Here is an 18,653-nt window from a genome sequence, read left to right on the forward strand (position 1 = left end):
GATGTGAATTCATAAGCTACAGAACCCAAAGAAGATCTGCAAAACTCACGTCGCCTAACGAAACTCAATAATATAGTAGCGCTGTTTGACCCCTGTAGAGTTAAGACAGGTTTAATAGGAAGTTAAGAGTGGGTTATCACATACTCGTCGAGATGGGGTATGGACGGAACCAGCCAGTGCGATTTCTCTAGATTCAGCTCTAGATTCAGAACTATGTAAATCAGGGATCCTCTCTGGGCAGGGGATCCCTGAGGACTGCCTAAAGCGTATATTCCACGCCCTCTTCTTCCTGAATGCGACGGATGATCTCCCAGTTTTCTTGATAAGTAATCGGTGCAAAAGCTACCCGGTCAAAAGCTTGTCGCATGGCTGTGCCCTCAAACTCAAAAGTAAAGAAGGCTTCTCGGATCCTTTCTGCCAGCTCAGGGTGGAGATTGTGGGCATGGCCGAAAGAGCCGCTGGGGAAGGTCTCCGATTTGTAGAGGCTGCGGAACTGGCTACAATCCACTTGCTCGTTGAGGCACATGCGATTAAGCACATCGTTGGCAATGGGGGCGGCATCGTAGTCTTCGTTGAACACACCCAAAATGGAGTTTTGGTGGCTGCCAGAAAACTCGGCGATGTAGTCTCCTGCCTCATCATCCAAGCCTGTCTCTTGTTTGATCAAAATGCGAGCACTGATATAACCGGAGTTGGAGGAAGGATGGGTAAAAGCTACACGACGACCGGCAATATCATCGAGGGCTTGAATATCGCTATTCACATGAGTGATCACTTCCATCTCGTAGCCGATGGATCCATCTTCTTGTTGGAAAATGGCAAAGGGCACAAAGCCGGCAACATTCACGGCTACAGGAGTACAGCCTGTGCAGGTACCCATAATGTGTAGACGTCCAGCGCGCATTGCCTCGTACTGAGCAGCCTGAGAATCGGCAGGGACAAATTGCACCCGTCTACCGGTGACTTCCTCTAAGTGAGCGGTGAATTCAGCCCAGGTATTGGCATAGACAGCTGGCTCTTCTGAGGAGGTATAAGACACCAACAGCACTTCCGGATCTACCCACTCCGAGGGATCCTCCGGCAAATCGGCAACCAGATCCCCCACCCGATCACAGTAGCGGGCATCCATTTGAGGAGGGCGGGGACAGTCTAGACGAGCCTGAGAAAGGCTGCTGCCCAACCCCAAGGTGACAGCTCCCGCCAATCCAGCTCCCATCACCAGCTTTCCCAACGGGATCCGAGTTCCAAAAGAAGATAGTGTCATCATGAATAAAAGCTCCCAACTATGGCAATCAACAAGAGCATCTGACGAACCCAGAAGAGGTAAAAATTCCTCCTCTAGGCCCTAGAAGTCTTGCCTGAAAAGCAAAAACCATCTCAAATTCATTGAGATGGTTCATTCATTTGTATTTATGTCATATTACAGTTAATAAATTTTTAAGAAGAGTCTAGGATCTCGTTAAGGTTGCTCCATTAGCGCCCGCCAATCACAGCGATGTAGTTGGTCACCCATTCGTAGTAGGGCACACAATCCATCCGGCCATCCCCACAATCGGCCACCGGCGTCTTCCAGAAGGAGATGCGCTCAAAATTGTCGATGCCATTGGTTTGGCAACCTTCCGGCCCCAGCAGCTCACTGGCCTGACAAGCGGCTGGCACCACCGGCACCGACCCAAACCAAGCCGCCAGATCCCCTTGCACCTTCGGGTTCAAGGAATGTTCCATCCACAGGTAGGCACAGTTGGGGTGTTTGGCGGTAGCGCTGAGCATGGTGGTATCAGACCAGCCGGTGGCTCCCTCTTCCGGTACCACGCTGGCGATGGGCTGTTCCTCGTACTGCAACAGGTTCACCTGGAAGGGCCAAGAGCTGGAGGCCACTACCCCTTCGTTGACAAAGTCATCCACCTGCACCGCCGCATCGTGCCAGTAGCGTCCAACCAGTTGCCGCTGCTGTCGCAATAGAGCTAGAGCAGCATTGAACTGTTCGCGGGTCAGCTCGTAGGGATCCGTGATGCCCAATTCTGGGCGGTGGGCCTTCAGGTAGAGGGCGGCATCGGCAATGTAGATGGAGCCATCGTAGGCTTGGATGCGGCCCTTGTTGGATTTGCCGTCTGGCAGGATTTTTTCTTCAAACACCACATCCCAACTGGTGGGGGGTTCCGGGAAAACCTTTGTGTTGTACATCAACACGTTGGATCCCCATTGATAGGGCACGCCGTAATGCTTGCCATCCACGGTATGCCAGGGAGCATCCCGCAGGCGCGGGTCGATGGTCTCCCAACTGGGGATCAGGCGGGGGTTAATCTGCTGTACCCGTTCCCCTTTGATCAGGCGTAGGGTGGCATCGCCGGAGGCCGTCACCAGATCAAAGCCGCCCTCATTCATCAGGGCTACCATCTCATCGGAGGTTGCCGCCACCTCAACGCTGACTTGGCAGCCGGTTTCTTTCTCAAAGCCGGTCACCCAGTCATAGGCGGGATCCGTTTCCCCCCGTTCGATATAGCCTGCCCAAGCCACAATCGAGACCGCCCCTTCTGGACGACCCAAGCGATACAGGGGCCCACGGGCAGCATGAGCGGAATGGGGGGTCAGCAGCAACGTGAGCAAGGCCAAGCCCAATAAGAGCAGAAGAGTTAGCCAGAGGCGAAACAGAATAGACCCCAGCTTCTTGGCCTGTAGGGGAATGAAGGGGTTCAGGTTGGCCATCACAGGCTTCTCCCAGGCAACAACTGCGCTGGCATCAAGGGTAGATCATTCCTCGAAGAGATCCCGCTACATTGAAAACAATCTCGACAACTCTCTATTCGACTCCACAGTTCTGGATCCCCCTCAATGGTTTCACTGTTGCCCAAGGATGGGATTCCGTCTCGCTCAAGCGACCAGCAGGGCGGGGTCAAAGCAATGGCACCGCAGGGAATCAAATGCCCTCTAGGCTGACGTTGAGAAAGCGGGCGATCTCGGCTGCCTGGTTTTCGATCTCCGTCAGGGGGGGAGGCTGGCCCACTCCGGTGAGGGGGATGTCGCCACGTCCTTTCACCCGCAAGTAGATGGCTCGGCGGGGGTTAAGCCCCTCTCTCAGCTCCACCCGTAAGCTTTGCACATCGGCAAAGTCATACTCCAGGCGGACTTCACGGTTTTTGCCCGGAAAGCCCTGGCGCACCAGCGTTATCTTTTGCGTGCGCCGGTCGAACTCGTTGTAGCCGCCTCCCAAGTTCCAATACAAACTCAGCCACTGGTATAGCCCCGCCAGGGATCCGAGCACCCCGTAAAAGAGCATGGCAATGCCCTGGGGAATAAACACCAGGCTGGCGGGATCGGAAAAGGGGAGCAAATTGCGGTGGAGATAGCTGGAAAGGCCGGCCAAGGTAAAGCCCAGCCCTCCCCCCGTCAGCGCCACCGCCCAAAAGTACACGCTGGGCCGCCGCGACCCAATCACGGTGTAGCGCAGCAGATCCGCAGAACGGATTTCAGGAACAATGGCGGACACAGTTGGGATCCCTGCAGGTTTTCCAAGGCTGGCTTCCCCCATTCTATAGGCTATGGGCGGCAAGGGTTTTCCCCAGCAGAGGGGCGCTCAGGGGACTGGCAAGAGCTAGAGCCGCCTGGGGAATGGGGGCGGAAGTCCTCTGCGCTGTACAGCCCCTCTCCTGAAGGGAGTTAGGGATAGTTTTTATTGTTATGGCTCCTTTTGCTCCTTGTAAGAGCCGTAGCAGGGATCCCTGCTGGGGTTCTGAGGCGTTCTATCTGCTGACAGAGCCCAACAGCATACGCCAATGGGATCCCTCTCACCTCAGGGTTGGGTTTGGCGTGGGGTAACGATCCTGCCCTCCCCTGGGGCAACTTCCGAGGAACGGGGGCGGGCCGGCGCAGAGGGCTCATCAACGGCATTCGAGGGAGAGGCAGGGTTGGGATCCGGCTCAGGAGAGGCCGTTTGTTGCGGTTCTGCGGCAGGGGGAGAAGGCTGAGGCTCAGGGATTGGGTCTGGCAGGGCTGGCGGCTGGGGTAGGGCGTCTTGGGCCGTTCGTTCCCCAAAAGCCGATAAGGCAATGGCAGCTTCCCCGCGGCTGACCGGCTCGAAGGGGTTGAAGGTGCGGATGGGGCCAAAGGTGCGCAGCACGGTGGAGGCATTCTCTAGGCTGCGATCGGCTACTAGAGCAGGAATGGCTTCAGGAGGAATTTGCGCCGCATCGGTGAACCCCCAGCGCTCCTCCAGCTCCGCTCGGGATCCCTTGATCTGGCCGGGAGGTAAGTCCAGAGGCACCTTCATGCGGATCAACTCTGCCCGCGACAGCAGGCTGTTGGGGCGAAACTCTCGATTGGCATCTCCGGCAATTATGCCGGCAGCTCCCAGGGCTTGAATGTAGCGAAAGTTGGGATCCTCTTCCGGCACATCCAAAAAGAGGGGGCGTTCCGAGGGGGATCCCAGGCGGATTTGCCGGCTGGGCTCATCGGCGTGGATGGCGTTGTTGGCCAACACCAGCCAACGGGCAAATTCTCCGCGACGAACGCTGCGCTGCGGCTGAAATTCGCTGCTGGAGATATCGGCAAAAACTCCCAACCGATCCAGGTATCCCACCGAACGAGCCACCAGAGATCCGGGCTCCAAGTCTGTAAAGCGGCTGCTGTCCTGGCTGGGCAGAGGTGAAGAGGGGGCGGGAGCAGTGGGGATCGAGATAGAGGGTGGGATGGATCCCGGCGAAGGTTGAGGCGAGGGAGGTGCCAGCGGCTCAGGTTGGGCTGTGGGCAGACCTACTGGGCGTACAGCGCGCTCCAGCCGTTCTCCCCACTCGGTTCCCTGACAGGCCGACAACAGCCAGAGCAGCGGAATAAGGCTGCCGAGCTTGAGCCAGGGGCCAGGCCGCATAGGTTTAGACTGATGATGCACCGCTCTACCTTTCTCTATTGGTCTCTATTGGGCCCATTTGCGGCTGAACTCCTCCAGCACGTCCAGCAGGTTAAGCAGGCTTTGCATCGGCAGGAGATCGGCCAGGGGCAATTCTTTGCGCCCACCCCCCACTTTCACCGGGATCCCTTGCAAGATCTCTGTGACGGCGTCCTCATCCACCTTGCCTGCCATCACCTGGGGTGCCAGTCGCTCCGCCAAAAGAGTATGCAGATGGGCGTCGCGCAGGTAAAGATGCCAGCGGGCCACATCGATGTAAACTTCTTTACCAATGGCAGCAGCTAATTGCTCAATGTCTGGGTTGCTGGGCACTTTGGCCATCCCTCAGCTCCGTTGGGGGTTGCGTCTGCCCCTCCCTCAGATCATAACCCGAACCCAAGGACTCCTCAGGGAGGGCTGGCAGCAGAGCGATTGGGTAGAGGTAGGGCGAAGTTCTCTTGCAGCTGCCGCAGCATCAACAGGTGTTCCAGAGCTAGGCGATCCCGTTCTGTCCGCAACTGGCTCAGTTGGGCCTGAATTTGGCGGATATCGGCCTCGTCGGAGTCCCAGGTTTGCAAAAGGCGGTAGAGGCGCTCTTGTTGGTTGGCAATTTGCCGGTTTAGGCGGGCTAGACGGCGGCTGAACTCCACATCCATTTCCTCTGCCAGCTCGGGATCCGGCAGCAGGGCCAAGCGATCCCAATGGATGCCCAGGTCGGCCAAGCTTGGCGGGGGCGGATCCAACTCCTTGAGAAGGGGGAAGTCCGGAAAAAGCAATGGATCTGTTTGATCGGGGGCGGGGGGTTGAGGGCGAGCCACCGGAGGGGTGAGACGGGATCCGGGTGAAGGCAGGTTTGTGGGCTGGGGGGCAGGCTCCTGTCCACTGGGAGAGGAGTGCAACTGCTTCGGACTCCGTCCCGCCGGCGCGGACGGCGTTGCCAGATGGCTACTGCTGGGATCTGCCTGGGCCGACAGGGATCCCAGACTGCATAGCCAAAGGCAGACTCCTAGCCCACAAGCCCAGCGAACTGCTTTTTCCACCCTGCGCTCCTCAGTCTTTCTCAAGCCTGCTCAGGTCATTCCCAGCCCACCTCGGCCCTGGTCGCGTTGGCGGGGCGAGATCCACGGTTGGGGATTGTCTCAAACAAAATCGAGTAGGCATCTTGCTTTTGCCCCGGCTCGAAAAGATAGCGTTGGGCAACACGAGCAGAGGCAGGCACGATGGCCACGCGCACCGGCGGATCTTCCAGCGATACCAAAGGCTGGGGATGAGACCAACGCCATCCCACCCAGCCCGCCCCTGCCAAGGCCACTACAGCCGCTGCCACCCGTCCCCAAGGGGTGCCCTTACGTTGCCGCCAGCCCAGGTCGAGCATTGGCCGCCGATCCAGCTCAGCGAACACACGGCTGATCAACAGCTCCGTCTGGGTGGAGTTCAAGGTTGGGGCCTTGAGATTGGCCAAACCGGCCTGCAGAGCTGCCAGTTGGCTGTACAGTTGCCGCGCCTGAGGATCGCTGGCCAGCCAATCTTCCACCTGCCGCGCCTCTTGAGACGACAATTCCCCATCCAAGTAGGCGCTCAACTGTTCAAAGCGCTCATCCACCACCGGCAGCTCTTGCTGGGGATCCCTGGGGTCGGGGTTGGGGTTGCCGCGAACCATGGTCATTCACCATTAAGGTAGGGTTTTAGGGTGGATTGTAGGCGGGCGCGGGCGCGCGCAATGCGAGACTTAACAGTGCCCAAAGACACCCCTGTGATCTCGGCAATTTCCTCATAAGCCATTCCCTGAATTTCCCGCAGCAGGATTGTCTGGCGAAAGGCCTGCGGCAAGTCGCGGACGGCTTGGTGCAATCGCTCGTAGAACTCGCAGGTGGCGAGGTGCTCATGGGGACTGGGGCTCTCGCTGGGCAGCTCCCATTCCATCTCGCTATCCCGCATCTGAATCGGCGCATCCAGAGAAAGGGGCTGCTGCTGTCGTTTGCGCTTGCGCAGCTCGTCGTAAAACAGGTTGGTGGCGATCCGCCCCAGCCAGCTGCGAAATTTTGCCGGCTCCTGTAGGCGTTTCAGGTGGCGGTAGGCCCGGATCCAAACTTCCTGGGCCAAGTCATGCCGGTCCTGCCAGTCCGGGGCAAGATGATAGAGCACCTTGTCCACATGGGCCTGATGGCGACGCATCAACTCGGCAAAAGCCTCCCGATGGGGCTGGGATCCCTGCTGACAGAGCAGCACCAGATCCACATCAGCGAGCTTTTCGGGCCGCACAGGCACGTTCTTCACCAAGACCGACCAGCGCTGGCCACTGATGTCGCTGAGGGCAGCATCCATAGGCATCCATAAGTTCTAACAACAACAGCGGAGGGATCCCCTCCCAGACAGAACCTTTGTTGCCCAGACGAAATGGCAGAGTTTGGGTTCCCCCCACCCTCAAACCGAGGGTAGCTCCAGAGGCTCTGAGGGCCATACCGGCAAGACCACCTCCTCATTGGATCTTGGCGCACATGGCAGGACGGTGGACACAGGAGCACTTTTGCAGGATAGCTCTTGAGTTGATAACTGGGCTACAGTGGGCTTGCGGTATGGTAAAACCCCGACCCGGCATGACTTCCGATGCTCCTGTTGCCGTCCTCTCCGAGCTCAAGGCGGTACCCATGTTGGCCGAACTTTCGGCAACGTCCTTGCAATGGCTGGGATCCCAGGTCAAGCTGCGGGATATCCCGGCGGGACAGGCGCTCTTTATGCAAGAGGCCTGGGGCAGCGTAGTTTATCTGATCCTCGCCGGCTGGGCTAAGGTGCGGCGGGCTTTGCGGGCGCAAGACAGCACCAAAACCCTTGCCTTGCTGGGGCCGGGCGCTTGGGTGGGGGAAATGGCGGTACTGGACGAAGCTCCCCGCTCGCGAGATGTGCTGGCCCTAACCCCGCTGCGGGTGGCCGGGATCCCGGCGGCAACCTTCAAAGCGCTGATGTTGCGGGAGCCGCAACTGTGTTACCAGCTGGCCTGCAGCCTCTCCCGTCGCCTGCGCCTGGCCAACTTGCAGGCGGATCTTGACCAGCAGAGCCCCCCGCTGCGAGTGGTGCATACGCTGGTGCAACTGGCGGAAGCTTTTGGCGAGAAGACCCCCCAGGGGATGCGCATTGTCTACCCTCCCCCCCAGGATTTGGCCGATATCAGCCAAGTTAGCCGGGAGACAGCCCTGGCGGTACTGAGCCGTCTGCAGCAGCAGGGGGTTATTCAGCCGCTGCCGGAGCAACAGTCTTTGCTGCTGATCCAGTACGCCAAACTGCTGGAGGCCACCCGTCTGCTTTAGATATTGAAGATATTGACCCATGTCTCCCCAACCGATTTCTCCCCATCCAGGACAAGAATCTGTCTGGGACTATCCGCGCCCACCTCGTCTGGAGCCCACCACAGAACTGGTGGAAGTTCTCTTCAATGGCGAGCTCATTGCCCAAAGCCGCCGTTGCTACCGCGTCCTGGAAACCAGCCACCCGCCCACCTACTACATTCCCCCCACCGACGTTCGACTGCAGTATCTCCGCCCCAGCTCTCGCACCTCTTTCTGTGAGTTCAAAGGGGCTGCCTGCTACTGGACAGTTCAGGTCGGATCCCAAACAGCCGTAGATGCCGCCTGGAGCTATCCGGATCCCAGCCCGGCGTTTTTGCCCATCCGCGACTACCTTGCCTTTTATCCAGGCCGTGTGCAGGAGTGCCGGGTAGGTGGAGAACGAGTCCGGCCTCAACCCGGAGATTTCTACGGCGGTTGGATCACCTCAAAGGTCGTAGGCCCTTTCAAAGGAGAGCCGGGTAGCTGGAACTGGTAGGGGCGGAGCAGCGATTCCCGAGGGGGGATCCCTTTTACCCACGAAAAGGACTACAGTTAAGTCGATGCGGGTAAGTTGTCCAAGGACTCCGTCCCGCTGGCACGAACAGGAGAGCGCGGACAAAAACCATGACGGTGCGGGTGCCCCTCGACTATTATCGGGTTTTGATGCTGTCGGCACGGGCAGATGAGTATCAGATTGAGCAGGCATACCGGGAGCGAATCGATCTCAAGCCGGGCGAGCGCTCCTGGCTGTCGGGGTTCTCGCCACAGGCTGTGGAAGCTCGCGCCCAGATGATCCAAGAGGCGGCTTCTGTGCTGCTGAACCCTGAGGCACGACGAAACTACGACGAACACCTCATGCCAACGGATCCCACCTTGACGGTGGAGGAGGCGCACCTACCGGGAGTGCTGTGCTTGTATTGCGAAGCCGGAGAATACCAAGCTGCCTTGGACTTGGCTCAACATATGCTGGAGCAGGGCCACCCTGCTCGTTCCGATGCCATCTTGGCGCGGGCCATCGCTCGTCTGGAACTGGGTCGAGAAGCCTGGCAACAGGGATCCTATGAAGAGGCGGCGCGTTCCCTACAGGCGGGCTTGGCGGAGCTGGAGGAGTATCAGGCCTTTCCGCAGATGCAAGCGGAGATCCGTATCGATTTGGGCAAGCTGCGTCCCTATCGCATTTTGCAACTCCTCAGCCACGAGGCCCATGCTCCCGCCCCAGCCGGAAGAGAGACTCTTGTGCTCCGCACCGCTGATGCGAATGGGGAGCGGCAGCAGGGACTGGCTCTCCTCAAAGCCATGCTGGACGAACGGGGCGGCATCGAGGGGATGGGGCAAGATGGCTCTGGCCTCAGCACCGAAGATTTCCTGCGCTTTATCCAACGGGTACGTCGCCACCTCACCCTCAAAGAACAGCAAGAGCTGTTCGAGCGGGAGGCTGAGCGTCCCTCGATGGTGGCCGCCTACTTGGCCGTGCAGGTGTTGCTGGCGGCAGGTTATCTGGAAAACCGCCCGGCTCTGGTGCGGCGTGCTCGCGGCTACCTGGCTCGTCTGGCGCAGCGGCAGGATGTGCATCTGGAGCAGGCCATCTGTAGTCTGTTGCTGGGGCAGACCGAAGACGCGCTCGCCCATCTGCGCTCCACCCAAGAAGTAGAGGCCTTGCAGTTTATCGAAGAACACTCCGCCGGTTCTCCCGACCATCTGCCGGGTCTGTGCCGCTTCACAGAAAAATGGTTTCAGGAGGAGGTGTTCCCGGAGTTCCGCGGTCTGGAAGCCGCCCAAGTGACGTTGCAAGCCTACTTCGACAACCCCCAAGTACAAGCTTACCTGGACGAAATGCCCAGCCGCGAAGACCCGCCGGCAGGGATGCTCTCTCCCAGTGCTCCGCACCGCTGTCGCGAACAAGTCCCCCATCCCCCACCTCATTTGCCTGCCGTGGTGGGTCCTGAGCCAACCCAGGAATTGTATCGCCCACCCGCCCCTTGGCAACAGGGGGTGCCAGAACCCCCGCGCCTCTCGGATTTGCCCTCTTACCGCAGCACCCCCAAAGCAGGCGTCTCTTCTCTTGCCGATGAGAGTTCTAGTGCTCCGCACCGCTGGCGCGAACGCGCCCAAGACCGTTCCCCTCAGCGGGAGGGAGCTGGCGTGAGCGGAATGCAGGAAGTGGAACGTTACCGCCGCAGCCGCTTGGGATCCCGTAAGCGTCCTGCCCTTCCCGCCGTGGGCTTCGCACCGCTGACGCGAGTGGCCGGGGTAGTTGGTGTGGGCATTCTCTCCCTGCTGGTCATCTGGCAAATGTTGCGGGGCCTCTTCACGCCGCCGCCGGCACCACCGCTGGAGCAACCCCAGGTGCAAATTGAGCAGCCGCCGGTTGACATATCGCTACGCGACGCCTCCGCGAACGACAATCCCGGCCAGACGGAACTCACTCCCCCGCCTGAGCTAACCGGCCCTCTGGCGGAGTGGCAAGGAGTACAACAGGTGCGGGTGGTCTCCAACGATGGCATCAACATTCGCCAGCAACCCAGCCTGACGGGAGCCATTGTCGGGACAGCCCCACGCCAAGCCCTGCTGCGGGTGGTGGAGGTGCAGGCTGGGGAGGGACAAGTGCCCGTCTGGCTGCGCATCGAGCGAGATGGGGCTCCGGGGGGATGGGTCGCCGCCCAGTCGGGCTCCACCCGTCTGGTGGAACGGCTCTAGCTCTCCCTTGCTGCCAGCTGTTATTGCTCCGCAACGCTGCTGCGACCGCGCTACGGGGACGGAGTTCTCGGTCCCGCCCTTTTAAGGGGTATAGTCTGCTTCCTTCTCAACTGTTGTGGATATTCTGCGCAATGCCCCGCTGGGGATTTATCTGGAAGAGCCTCGCACCTGGCTACATTGCCTGGATCCGCGGGTTAAGCTGGCCTGGCTGCTCAGCTTTCTCCTCAGCCCCATTTTGGCCGGCAATGGTTGGCGCTTGGCCGTGGTGGTGGCTCTTCTGCTGCTAACTGTGGCGGCCCGTCTGCCGCGCCGGGTTTGGTCGGGCCAACTCTCCCTGGTGCTGGCCCTGAGCCTGCTCACCTTTGGGATCACCAGCTTGGCGCCGGATGGATTGGGGGTTTTTCCCCAACCGCAACGGCAGGATATGCAGGTGGTGGGCTATGGGCTGACCGGGATCCCCGCTGTTCCCGTTAGCGGTGCAGGGCACTTCGACTTGGCCGTAGAACAGGGATCCCCAGACCGTGCCTGGCGGGCGCAAACCCGTGCCTGGCAAACTCCTTATCGCTACCGCCTGGTTCAGTTTTCCCTATTGGGACGAACCTTTCAGGTCTCCCGCCGTTCTCTATCGGTGGCGCTGCGGCTGGGCACCCTCATTTTTACGTTGCTCTACGCTACCCATTTGTTTTTGTTGACCACGGCCCCCGAAGAAATTGCCGAGGGGATCGGCCAATGGTTGCAGCCTCTCAAGCGTTGGAGATGGCCGATTGCCGAAGTAATTCTCACCCTCACCTTGGCGCTGCGCTTTCTGCCTTTGGTGATGGAAGAGGTGCAAAACTTGGCGCGGGCGGTGCGAACTCGGGATGTGCGCTGGGGATCCCTGAGTTTCCGGGGCGGGATGCAAACCCTGCTGGCTTTGGTGGAGCGCTTTTTTGAAAACTTGCTCCTGCGTGCGGAACAGACGGCCATGGCGATGCAAGCCCGTGGGCTGATCGGCCCAGACCATCCCCTGCGCTGGCACCGCCTACAACTGCGGCGGCTGGATCGCGGCCTACTGGCTCTACTGCCCCTGTTTTGGCTGCTCAGAACCTTGTCCCCCTAAGGTGACCGGCAACACAGCTTTTTCCTACCCAGGGGGATGGGGCTCGTCGCTGCCCATCGGCAGGAGCAGCCGAGAGACACAACGCCCATCGGAAGAGAGGTAAAAGGAGAGCTGACCCCCCATCCGCTGCACCACCCGTTGACACAGGCTGAGTTCCAGACCAGGACTTACCGATAGAGGCGACTTGAGCAGAGGATCCGCGTAGATCACCTGGTTCGGATCCAACTGAAGGGCGGCCATCAGGTGAGGGTCGAAGCTGCCCTGATCCACCACCAGCAGCTCTGCATAGCCAAAGGGCTCCGCATCGCTATCGCGAACGCTGGCTTGGCTCCACAGATCCAGCCGCCCCCCTTCCGGGCTGCGCAAACCAGCGGCTGTCAACACCTCCCAGAGCACCATCTCCAGTCGTTCGGGATCCCCCTGGACGGCAATGCTCATGTCCCCATGGGCCCGCGGCCATAACTTGCGTTTTTGGGTCAGGGCCTCCACTCGGCGTAGGCTTTTGCGCACCAAGGTTGCCAAGGGCACCGACCGCGACTGCGGCTGCACCTGCCAAGTTTCCGACTGCAACAACGGCCCTGTGGAGACGGTCAGATCCCGCAGCCCTCTGCCGATCTCCACCACCTTTTGCCAGCGGGTGGCTTCGTCTCCGGGGATCTCCGGCACCTGACCCAGGCGGTGCAGGCTGTTCAGAAGGGCATTCTGCATATCCAGCAGGCGGCGGTGCTTGTACCAGTTCAACTCCCTGAGCACCTCCTGCCGCTCTTGCAAAGTTTGCATCCAGAGCAAGCGCCGCAGCGTCCAGCCGCAGGTCTGGGCGATCAGCATCACAGCCGCCCGCTCGTCGGGATCCCAAACCTTGCCCGCTTCTGCCCCCAAGATCAAAACTCCCAAAGCTCCCGCCTGCGAGGAGTTTGTCTCCCCCAGCGCCACCAGCAGCCAGGATCCCAGGCCGGCAGCAAAGTGCTCCGCACCGCTGACGCGACTGAGCCAAGTGCGGCTGGCAGGGGGGATCTGCTCCTGGGTGAGCGGCAGAGGTTCTGCCGACTGCAGCGCGTAGGCCAGTAGGGGATCTTGCAGGTCGATCTCGGTGGAGCCGGTCTCCGTCCCGGCAGCGGTAGTAAAAGGCCCCTGGAGCTGAGCCCGGCTTTCCCCCGGCTGCCAACTGACCACCAGCGCCAGAGGGATCCCCAGCAATTGGGCCGTCTGTCGGACGGTGGTGGTGTACAGATCTGACAAGGTGGCCGAGTTTTGCAAGGTTAAACAAGTGGTGATCAGGCCCTTGAGCAATTGCTCTTGTCGTTGCCGGCGTTGTTCTGACCGAATTTGCCGCAGGATCACCCCCACCTGTTGGGCAATCCCCCGCAGCAGTTGCCGCTCTTCCCGGCTCCAGGTCCGTAGCTGGGGATGCAACACCAAGAGCAGCCCTTCCACAGGTGTGGTGGCGGTACCGCCGACCCCGGTGTGGGTCAGCATCAAGGAACGAACCCCTGCCAGTTCCTGCCGCCAAGAGAGCAGGCGCAGATCTTGGTCGTAGTTTTCTGCCACGACCACCTCGCTGCGCATGAGATCCTGCCAGTCCTGGTCGCTCAGAGGGCTGAGCTGCTGTGGCAAAGTCTGCTTGCCTTCCCTGCGGTACTCGTAGAAGAGGCGGGGGATGGGGCTGTCGGGATCCACCGTCAACACGGCCACTGCACCGACTTTCAGGCGCTGGGCCAGGCCGACAACGGCTTGCTGGAGAGCCTGTTGCAGCTCCGCCGGGTTGTAAAGCGAGCGGCCCACCTGTTGCACAAACTCTTGGTCATCGGCCAACTGGCGAATGCGGCGATCCAGATTTTCTAGGGGGGCAGCCAAGGCCAACCCATTGGCGGCAGCGGCCACCAACTGTCGCTCAGCGGCTTGCCAGGTACGGGGCACATCGGATTGCACCCAGATAAACCCCAGCAGATCCTTCTCCAGCAAAATCGGGGCTGCCAAAACAGCCTGGGCTCGCAACTGCTGCATCAGCTTGGGGGGAACCTCAGAGCGAGTCGTCCCTGTGCCGCCCACCACCACCTGGCCATCGGCGAGGGTGTAGTACATGTCCCCCAATTCCCGCAGCGAAAGGCTGACCTCCCCTGTTGGCCCTGCTCCGACTTTCTCCGCCCCGCTGTCGCGAACAGCTTTGGGGACGCTCCCGTGGGGAACGAACTGACCCTGGCCGCGCTCGTGCCAATACACCTGAATGTGGACGGCGCCCAGGAAAGACTGTAGCTCTTGCTTCACCCAGCTGACCCGTTCCTGCAGGGATCCCGCCTGGCGCATCGCCGTTCCCAACCTCAGGAGTGGATCCTCAAGGCGCTTTTCGGTCTGCTGCTGCCAAGCGTTTTCCAACTCCTGCAGAGAGGCTGCCAACTGCCCCAGCAAAATTCCCAAGAGAGCCTTTTCGTCCTCATGGGTGGTAACCCCCCACATTTGGGATCCCAACATCAGGATCCCCAAGCAGCGCCGCCGTCCCACTGCCGTTCGCGACAGCGGGCCGTAGGCCGAGAAGGGATAAATGAAACAGCCCTGGATCCCGCCCAGTCGCCTGGCCTCCCGCTGCCAAATGCCCATGCGCGGTTCCTGAGAGAGGTCGGGCAGGCTGATCGGTCGCTGCTCGATCACCACCTGCTCCAGGATCTCCCCCGGCTGTAGAGGATGCACCGCCCGCAGTAGGGTTTGATCCTCAAGAAGGGTCACTCCCCCCTGACCCACCAACTGGTGATTTGGATAGTCGTAAAAGGCCAGCCAGATCAGCGGCGCCCCAAACACCGCCTTGACATACTCCAGCGTGAGCTGAACGAGGGTGTTGGCATCGCTCTGCTCCCGCATCTGCTGCAAGGTTGCTTGCAGGGCCACCAGGGGAGATATTGGCCCAGCTCTATCGGAATGAGGGGGAACAGACTGAACCATACCTGTGTGGAGCTATTCTGCGGGTTCCTCTGCAAGTCAATGCCCTCTCAGCCAGATCTCCGTCGGATCTGAGCCTTATTTGTTGCTGGGCAACGCTGAGCAACAGGTGAGAAGAAGAGAGCCCGGACTTGTTGCTGTTTGGAACAACTTTGGCATACTCTCCGCCCCAAGGGGCAGGGATTCTCGACGTCGGGCGTTCGCCCCATCCTCGACGCAGTGAAAGATTTGGTTTTCATCTCTCACCCAGCCCCAGTGTAGTCTGTCTGCAGCCGTCCTTCATGGCTTCCTAACTTCCCTGGGGTTGGTCGCGGAACGCTTGGAGAGTGTCTCAATCTAGTTTGGAATGACTGTAATTTCAGGAAGGCTTCACCACTGGGATCCCTCGCAGCTTGTGAGTGTGGGTCACCAAGCTCTGGACAAAGTGTTGAAAGCGCTGTTTTAGCTTCTCATCTTTGAGATTGCCTTGCTCGTCAAAAGCGCTCCAAGCCCGACCGATGGCGATCTGCTCGGGGATTACCCAGCCATGCACCCAACGCACAATCAAGCGCATCTGGTTCAGGGTATTGCTGTTGCTCTCGCCGCCCAAAACGCTGATCAACCCGAAGACCTTGCCCTCCAGTTGCTCAAAGCTCAACAGATCCAGGGCATTTTTCAGGCTGCCGCTGATGCCGCCGTGGTATTCCGGGCTGGCTAGGATGATCCCATCCGCCCGCTTCATGGTTGCTTGTAAGACCGCCACATCGGGATAATCTGCATAGGATTCCGAGCCATCCACAAAGGGCAACTTCATCTGCCGCAGATCGAGGATGTGCAACGGGATCCCCAACTTCTCAAACTCGCGCCGCGCCACCTCCAGCGCCTGGTACGTCAGGGAATTGGGCCGCAAGCTGCCCCCGATTGCCACGAAACGAGCCGCAGAGGTTTCAGCCATGGTGGTTTGAGGATTGCCAGTGAGGGCTTGTAGAGGAGACATGGGCCGGACTCCCGAGCAGACATCAGTTACGTTGCAAACAATCATAACTCATACCAACTTCGAGTTGTAAAGATTTCCTTAACTTTTCTGCTCCGCAACGCTAACACGTTTGCCGAAGGGTCGCGTAGCGATAGCAGCCGGATTCCTATCCAGAACTGGGGATCTGGATACCCTTTAGCAAAGGGATCCGGGGCCAGCGGATCACCTGCAGCAGGTTGGAAAAGTCATCCCGCCAGACGGGATCCCCGGCCTGGGGCAAAAGGGGCTGCCAGGGATCCAGTTCCTGCAGGACTCCAGAGTTTTGGGCCAAAGGGCTCCGCCCTGCTGAGGCGGTCGTCGAAGCGTCGCGCGGCGATAACAGCACCCAGTGGGAAGGGGCCAGCCCCGCCTGGCGTTGCTCAGGGGAGAGATCCCGGTGGTCTTGGTGCCAAGCGTGAAGCTGCAGGGATCCGGCCAGGCCAGCCAACAGCGGGGCCAGGTCGAGGTGGCGGTTGGTGATGTTGAAGAGCAGCCAGCCGTGGGGCTTGAGCTTGCTGAGGTAGAGGGCCAAAGCCTCTTGCGTGAGCAAATGCACCGGCACTGCGTCAGAGCTGAAGGCGTCCATCACCATCAGGTCATAGCTGCCCTCTGGGATCCCCTTGAGGCTGAGCCGGGCATCACCGAGGATGACCTGCACCCGCGCCCGCGTCTGGGCCCACCGGAGATAGGAAAAATAGCGGCTCGCCCAATCGACCACGGTGGGATCCAACTCGAAAAACGTCCACTCATCCCCTGGCTCGGCATAGGCGGCCAACGTGCCGATCCCCAGCCCCAACACCGCAATGGCGGGCGTGGGATCCACAGTCTGGGCTCTGAACGCCGCAAACACCTGCCCAACCGGCCCAGGCCGAGCGAAATAGGTCAGCGGCTCCAGCGCTTTTTCCGGGTCCAAGTTTTGGCTGCCGTGTAGGGTGGTGCCGTGCAGAAGGCCACGAAAGGATCCCTGCTCAGTCCGGTACTCCACGATCCGGTTGAGGCCGAAGGCGCTGCGCTCGCTGTGGATCACCTGCAGTCCCGGCTGCAGCCAGGGTTGCCCCAGCAGCACAACCAACCCCGCCATTGCTCCCACCCAACCGACCTTGGCCTGCCAGCCAGGGGCTCCGCTCTGCTGCTGTGAACGGCTCTCCCCTGACACCAACAGCGCCAGCACCGCCCAGCCCAACGCCAAACCCACCCCAGCGCCCACCTGCAGCAACGCCTGCGGTTGAAAGTGCAACAGCAGCAAAGGCAGGAGCAGCCCCAGCCCCAGCCACAGGCCCACCCGCCCCCCCTGAGCCCCCAGCACTGCCAGCGACATCCCCAGCAACAGGGGATATTCCAGCACTGTCTCAAACACCTGCGGTGCCAAGAGAGCAGAGAACATTCCCCCTAAGCTCCCCCCCAAAGCCAGCCACAGGTAAAACTGCGTCAACTGCTCCACCGGCGGGCGACGGCAAGCCAACCGGCTGTGGCAGCCCCAGCTCACCAGCCCAAAGGTGGTCAGATGCAGCGGCAAAAGCAAAAAACCCGGCCTCACCCAGCCCAAGACCTGTGTCCCCACCGCCCCGCAGGCCAGAAGAGCTGTCGTTCCCAAAACCCCCTTATTGGGGTGGATCCCCCCGAAAGCCAGCATGAATGTCAGCAGATAGATCCCCAGGGGGATGGCCCACAACAGGGGCACCGCCGCCACGTCGGTGGTCAACAGAGTGGTGACCGCCACCAACAGGCCCGCCGGCAAAAAAGCCAGCCCCGCCCAGCGCCAACGCTCTCGCCAGGAAACAGCCCAATTCCCCAGAGCAGCGCTGGATCCCTGGGAATCCGCCCCACGTTCTTGTGGCTCGGCAACGCCGTTGCAACTGAGCAGCAGACCCACCCCGCTCAGCAGCACCAGGGCTGCCACCAGCGCGTAGGATCCCGTCCACAGGAGAGTTTGCCAAGCCAAAGACAGACGAGGCTCCAACACCAGCGGGTACCCCAGCAGCCCGCCCAAGCTGCCGGCATTGCTGGCCACATAGAGAAAATAGGGATCCAAAGCCTCCCGTTGCCCCGCGACCCCTCTTGCCGCCAACCCCCGTTGCAGCAACGGCGTCGTCGCCGACAGGAGAAACAGCGGCACCCCAGCTCCCAAAGTCAAGTTTGCCAACAGAGCGAGAGGGGGCCACCATCCTTCCGGTTGGCCGGGGATCCCCAGCTGAAAGGGCAGAAGCCTCAGCCCGACCAGCAGCAAGATCCCGTGGATCAGCACCCCCATCCTGGGATTGAGCCCGCGCCCCAGCCGGTCTGCCCACAGGTAGCCCAGCAGCAGGGTGGCCTGAAAAAAGGCCAGGCAGGTATTCCACACCAGGGGGGATCCCCCCCACAGCGGCAACAGCAACTTGCCCAGCAGCAACTGTCCCCAAAAGAGGCAAAAAGCGCTACCAAACAAGCTGAGGCCAACTAGCCAAACCAAAGCCGACCCACCGCAAAACCCTCAACTGCCAGTATTCCCCACTTTCTCCCGGAAGCTTGAGATGGGATGTTGTAGCCGCTTGGTGGTGCCCCTTGGGATCACCCAACTCAGAGGAAGGCCGATCCTTGTTCCTCGATTCAAGTGCGCCAACGGGTGGAAGGGGGCCACCCTCCGCCAGTACTCTCAGCTAGAAATCGCAGGAGCCCCGCACTGTACCCGTAGGGTCAGTGCCGGGAGGAATGCGAGGTTACAATAGAACCATGACCCAAGTCCTGACC

Annotated in this window: 15 protein-coding genes; 4 read left to right on the plus strand and 11 right to left on the minus strand. The window is 60.3% G+C overall.

Features of this window, described 5'->3' with window-relative positions; translation table 11 throughout:
• Nucleotides 1-259: 259 nt before the first annotated feature.
• The 8 genes from phnD to ACVWZF_RS06500 form a co-directional block, all read right to left on the minus strand.
• On the minus strand, nt 260-1,216 hold the full coding sequence (gene phnD / locus ACVWZF_RS06465) for a phosphate/phosphite/phosphonate ABC transporter substrate-binding protein (protein ID WP_049749639.1): 957 nt from the start codon (nt 1,214-1,216) through the stop codon (nt 260-262).
• Nucleotides 1,217-1,473: 257 nt separating this feature from the next.
• Entirely contained in the window at nt 1,474-2,619 is a 1,146-nt protein-coding gene (locus ACVWZF_RS06470) for an ABC transporter substrate-binding protein (RefSeq protein ID WP_457411132.1), read from the minus strand.
• 298 nt (nt 2,620-2,917) lie between these two features.
• Nucleotides 2,918-3,487 carry a photosystem I assembly protein Ycf4 gene (locus ACVWZF_RS06475; protein ID WP_011433078.1) on the minus strand — a complete coding sequence of 190 codons (570 nt, stop codon included), beginning with the start codon at nt 3,485-3,487 and terminating at the stop codon, nt 2,918-2,920.
• Between the two features lie 303 nt (nt 3,488-3,790).
• Complete coding sequence (locus ACVWZF_RS06480) at nt 3,791-4,864, minus strand: S-layer homology domain-containing protein (RefSeq protein WP_457411121.1); 1,074 nt, start codon at nt 4,862-4,864, stop codon at nt 3,791-3,793.
• Nucleotides 4,865-4,909: 45 nt separating this feature from the next.
• Nucleotides 4,910-5,224 (minus strand): DUF3181 family protein, encoded by a 315-nt coding sequence (locus ACVWZF_RS06485; RefSeq protein ID WP_011433076.1) that lies wholly within the window; start codon nt 5,222-5,224, stop codon nt 4,910-4,912.
• 65 nt (nt 5,225-5,289) lie between these two features.
• Nucleotides 5,290-5,922, minus strand: a complete 633-nt coding sequence (locus tag ACVWZF_RS06490) for a hypothetical protein (protein WP_457411123.1) — start codon at nt 5,920-5,922, stop codon at nt 5,290-5,292.
• A gap of 35 nt (nt 5,923-5,957) precedes the next feature.
• Nucleotides 5,958-6,542, minus strand: a complete 585-nt coding sequence (locus tag ACVWZF_RS06495; protein WP_414380437.1) for an anti-sigma factor family protein — start codon at nt 6,540-6,542, stop codon at nt 5,958-5,960.
• 2 nt (nt 6,543-6,544) lie between these two features.
• Nucleotides 6,545-7,207, minus strand: a complete 663-nt coding sequence (locus ACVWZF_RS06500) for a sigma-70 family RNA polymerase sigma factor (RefSeq protein WP_414349700.1) — start codon at nt 7,205-7,207, stop codon at nt 6,545-6,547.
• 251 nt (nt 7,208-7,458) lie between these two features.
• Here ACVWZF_RS06500 and ACVWZF_RS06505 point away from each other — a divergent pair, with 251 nt between their 5' ends.
• From ACVWZF_RS06505 to ACVWZF_RS06520, 4 genes are all read left to right on the plus strand, one after another.
• Nucleotides 7,459-8,187 carry a Crp/Fnr family transcriptional regulator gene (locus ACVWZF_RS06505; RefSeq protein WP_457411124.1) on the plus strand — a complete coding sequence of 243 codons (729 nt, stop codon included), beginning with the start codon at nt 7,459-7,461 and terminating at the stop codon, nt 8,185-8,187.
• Between the two features lie 19 nt (nt 8,188-8,206).
• Entirely contained in the window at nt 8,207-8,701 is a 495-nt protein-coding gene (locus tag ACVWZF_RS06510) for a DUF427 domain-containing protein (RefSeq protein WP_011433071.1), read from the plus strand.
• A gap of 128 nt (nt 8,702-8,829) precedes the next feature.
• Nucleotides 8,830-10,902 carry an SH3 domain-containing protein gene (locus tag ACVWZF_RS06515; RefSeq protein WP_457411125.1) on the plus strand — a complete coding sequence of 691 codons (2,073 nt, stop codon included), beginning with the start codon at nt 8,830-8,832 and terminating at the stop codon, nt 10,900-10,902.
• Between the two features lie 115 nt (nt 10,903-11,017).
• Nucleotides 11,018-12,001, plus strand: coding sequence for an energy-coupling factor transporter transmembrane component T family protein (locus tag ACVWZF_RS06520; RefSeq protein ID WP_457411127.1), 984 nt, complete (start codon nt 11,018-11,020; stop codon nt 11,999-12,001).
• A 24-nt stretch (nt 12,002-12,025) separates the two neighbouring features.
• Here the strand turns inward: ACVWZF_RS06520 and ACVWZF_RS06525 are convergent, their stop codons facing one another.
• The 3 genes from ACVWZF_RS06525 to ACVWZF_RS06535 form a co-directional block, all read right to left on the minus strand.
• The gene (locus ACVWZF_RS06525) at nt 12,026-14,935 is read right to left on the minus strand and encodes a GAF domain-containing protein (protein WP_457411128.1); all 2,910 of its coding nucleotides are present in this window, start codon (nt 14,933-14,935) and stop codon (nt 12,026-12,028) included.
• 355 nt (nt 14,936-15,290) lie between these two features.
• Nucleotides 15,291-15,866, minus strand: coding sequence for an NADPH-dependent FMN reductase (locus ACVWZF_RS06530; RefSeq protein ID WP_457406220.1), 576 nt, complete (start codon nt 15,864-15,866; stop codon nt 15,291-15,293).
• Nucleotides 15,867-16,053: 187 nt separating this feature from the next.
• Nucleotides 16,054-18,375 carry a spermidine synthase gene (locus ACVWZF_RS06535; RefSeq protein ID WP_457411129.1) on the minus strand — a complete coding sequence of 774 codons (2,322 nt, stop codon included), beginning with the start codon at nt 18,373-18,375 and terminating at the stop codon, nt 16,054-16,056.
• Nucleotides 18,376-18,653 lie beyond the last annotated feature (278 nt).

This window comes from Thermostichus sp. OS-CIW-30 (assembly GCF_054060215.1).

What these genes read in the sequence shown, in the direction of transcription:
- phnD (WP_049749639.1), bottom strand. Translation starts at nt 1,216, where the DNA reads ATGGGAGCTGGATTGGCGGGAGCTGTCACCTTGGGGTTGGGCAGCAGC.
- ACVWZF_RS06480 (WP_457411121.1), bottom strand. Translation starts at nt 4,864, where the DNA reads ATGCGGCCTGGCCCCTGGCTCAAGCTCGGCAGCCTTATTCCGCTGCTC.
- ACVWZF_RS06485 (WP_011433076.1), bottom strand. Translation starts at nt 5,224, where the DNA reads ATGGCCAAAGTGCCCAGCAACCCAGACATTGAGCAATTAGCTGCTGCC.
- ACVWZF_RS06495 (WP_414380437.1), bottom strand. Translation starts at nt 6,542, where the DNA reads ATGGTTCGCGGCAACCCCAACCCCGACCCCAGGGATCCCCAGCAAGAG.
- ACVWZF_RS06500 (WP_414349700.1), bottom strand. Translation starts at nt 7,207, where the DNA reads ATGGATGCTGCCCTCAGCGACATCAGTGGCCAGCGCTGGTCGGTCTTG.
- ACVWZF_RS06505 (WP_457411124.1), top strand. Translation starts at nt 7,459, where the DNA reads ATGGTAAAACCCCGACCCGGCATGACTTCCGATGCTCCTGTTGCCGTC.
- ACVWZF_RS06510 (WP_011433071.1), top strand. Translation starts at nt 8,207, where the DNA reads ATGTCTCCCCAACCGATTTCTCCCCATCCAGGACAAGAATCTGTCTGG.
- ACVWZF_RS06515 (WP_457411125.1), top strand. Translation starts at nt 8,830, where the DNA reads ATGACGGTGCGGGTGCCCCTCGACTATTATCGGGTTTTGATGCTGTCG.
- ACVWZF_RS06525 (WP_457411128.1), bottom strand. Translation starts at nt 14,935, where the DNA reads ATGGTTCAGTCTGTTCCCCCTCATTCCGATAGAGCTGGGCCAATATCT.
- ACVWZF_RS06530 (WP_457406220.1), bottom strand. Translation starts at nt 15,866, where the DNA reads ATGGCTGAAACCTCTGCGGCTCGTTTCGTGGCAATCGGGGGCAGCTTG.